This window comes from Bacteroidota bacterium (assembly GCA_030706565.1).
Classification (GTDB): Bacteria; Bacteroidota; Bacteroidia; order Bacteroidales; family JAUZOH01; genus JAUZOH01.
Genome location: JAUZOH010000439.1, coordinates 1 through 2,975 on the forward strand (window position 1 = coordinate 1; position 2,975 = coordinate 2,975).

The 2,975-nt window shown below is 41.3% G+C and carries 3 protein-coding genes; all 3 read right to left on the bottom strand.

Features of this window, described 5'->3' with window-relative positions; translation table 11 throughout:
- Nucleotides 1-943, bottom strand: a 943-nt coding sequence (locus Q8907_15300; protein MDP4275637.1) for a hypothetical protein, incomplete at its 3' end; no start/stop codon positions are given.
- A 68-nt stretch (nt 944-1,011) separates the two neighbouring features.
- Nucleotides 1,012-1,830 (bottom strand): hypothetical protein, encoded by an 819-nt coding sequence (locus tag Q8907_15305; protein MDP4275638.1) that lies wholly within the window; start codon nt 1,828-1,830, stop codon nt 1,012-1,014.
- A gap of 106 nt (nt 1,831-1,936) precedes the next feature.
- A partial coding sequence (locus tag Q8907_15310; GenBank protein MDP4275639.1) for a hypothetical protein occupies nt 1,937-2,975 on the bottom strand: 1,039 nt, incomplete at its 5' end.

The following is a 2,975-nucleotide window of genomic DNA, read 5'->3' on the forward strand; positions in this document are numbered from 1 at the left end:
ATCCGCCCAGGCTTCCCTGATCAAGACTTAGGATATTATCAGCCGTAACGGTTCCCGTCAATCCATTGTCATCAATGATAAAATGCCGAACAGTTATAGAAGGCCTCACATTTGTTGATTTGTCGGCAAATAATTTTCCCAATTTTACTGAAGCTTCCCCGACATATATTCCCTTCCAGAGATTGGAGTTTACGGAAGAATAGGCAGATAAATAATTTGAAGGAAACTGAATACCGGAAGGATTGGAATAATCACTGCGATCAATCACCAGATCCTTACAGGTAAAAATCAAATCGGGTATGCCTTTGATTTTAAAGGGATCATCTAAACTGATTTTAAAAGCCAGGTCGTTCAGATCCTGAACTTCAGCTTCTACATAAGCACTGAGCTTTGCATTAGCTTTGTCGGTCCCGTCGGCATTGACAGGTATAAATATACCCGGAGAAAAATCTACATCAGCGCAAATTTTCAACCGTTCAAATCCGCTGCAGCCCCAATCCACAAATGAGCCCTTCAGCACATCCAGTGATACGCCTTTACAAATGGGCATTGAAGAAACATCATTCATCAAGGCCAGCCTGATTGTGCCTTGTAAGCCTCCTTTAAAAGAAAAAGGCACATTTGAAGCTGTAAAAGTATATTTTCTTTCCGGGTCCGCCGGATCATCTATTTGCAGAACGGCCGTAAAAACAGCACCTCCTGGCCTAATCGTTGCTTCCGTTATACAAAGGTTGAAAAGTTTTTTCCCTTTTATCCCCACCGGCAGGTTGAAAAAAGTCGAAGAATCGAGCTGATCCACCAGGCGGTTATTGTTTTCGATATATTTTATGACCTGACTTATCTTTGCTACAGCAGTGCTGTCATCAGAAGCAGCCAATGCATCAACTAAGGTTACGATAAAAAAAACAAGAAAAAGGATTAAAATATTCCTGTATTTTTTCATGATTTGAATTAATTATTCTATGAATCGGTCAATATTTCATGAAACTCAATTGACCGACAGCCATTGCATTAAAATTTCTCATTTTCAATCTCATATCCATAGATGGCGGTTTCCTTAATCCATTTTCTTGAAACCGAAAGAATTTCCTTTGAATTATTGGAAACCAGTTCACCGGATTTGTCCGTTTTTAAAGGAAACCGGACTATGACCGGGGCTATTTTTTCAATCACGCCGTAAGCGCAGATTATATCCGCATTACGATCAGGATTAGGTGAACTGCAATTTCTGTCGTCGCTTTCAATGATTCTAAAAAGATAGGCGAATATTGGCTTTTGCCTGGTATAGACCAGATCGGGAACAAGATCATAAACCGCATCGTCATTCAATGGCGCTGCCTCAGCTTTACGTAGGCAATACTGCACCATGTCCTGCTCGCCCATTCTGGCCATTGCCAGCCTCATAGCCCAGCGTTCGCGGTTTGTCGTACCCGACTTATCCTGTAATTTTTGCCTGAAAAAAACGTTCAGATCGGGAATATCCAGCCAGCCTCCGATTTTTACCAGCAATTCATAATGAGGCTGCGCCCCTTCCTGTATTTTTTGAGAAATATCATGTTTCATCCGAAGATCGAAATCTCTTCTAGTGTATTGCTTTAAAGCCTGAAGATTTGTATAAACAATGGCCCCGTCCTTATCATTCAGCCCTTTGATAAGCAGAATCAACGACTGTTTTTTTATTTTCGGGTCGCTGGTCATCCGCCCCAGATAGTCTGCCAAACGATATACGAGGGAACGCTTGTCAGTTGAATTGTCAGAAATTAACCCAGTTAACTTTTCAAGCACAGCCGCTTTATCCTCTTTGGCCAGACAGGATGCTGATTCCGACATATCATGATGAACAGTGTAGCGGCTAAAAAAATCTGATAACGCTTGGTCTGTCTGATCCTGAGCATATATTTCAGTTATACAAATAAAAAAACAGAATAATGTTAACTTAATTACCTTCATCGTTTGGTTTATTTTTTTGATGGTCATCCTTTTGTTTTTTGCCGGGTGTCCAGGTAAAACCCTTAAAATTGTAGCTATAAGTCAAATTGAATGTTACATCATTTGATTTCTGATTTAAACTGTTTCTTTTTCGTTCCGCCCAAACAAAAGTCAAATCGACACGATGGTTCTTAAAATTATAGCCCACCCCTGAGCGAAGAATGGCCACGGAAGACTGCAGCGCATTCCCAAGGCGATTCTGGTTATAAGACAATGCCAGGCTGGTACTCAGCTTTTTATCCAGAAACATTTTGCGGACAGCCACTGACGGACCGGCAGTAATTGTTTTTACAGAATCCGCCTTATTCAAATTATAGTTGAAATTCAAGGAAACATTTAAATCATGTTTCAACAAACTATGCGTATATCCCAACATCCCGTTATAAAACCGGTTATCCGACTGGTTGAGGTTATCGGATTGTTGCTGTGAGGCCAATTGCACGTTGGAAGAAAGGATAATGCTGCTTTTAACATTTTCGTTTCCGCGCGGATTAATACTGACCGAGAGGCCCATATTTTCCGATATCTGGGTAAAATCAAGGGTATCGGCATAAACGTATGGGGAAGTATTGTTTATCTCCTCAAATCCGCTGCGGACATGGGTATAATACCTGAAATTGCTGTAATTTATGTTAGCATTGACTTCTTTGACCGGAACAAAGCCCAGGTTTAGACTGCCTACCCACTGGTTATTTTTCTGGGCTTTATTGTGATCAAGGTCATCCTGCTGAAAACCCAGGCTGGAAGCAAAATTAAGTTTCTCCTCTATGATCTGGCCGGCATAATTAAAGGTATAGTTGACAAAATCATTAACCGTAGAATAGGCGCCCAAAGTGGTATAACCGGGATCAACCCTTTCATATCCGCATCCGAAGGAACCGATGGAAGAGGTATAGGCAAGAGATGCTTTCAGGGCATTATAGCGGCAGGTAGAGGCCCTGGAGGTAAAAAGTGGAAGCCAGTCGTACCTTGCAGAAGTTTCACTA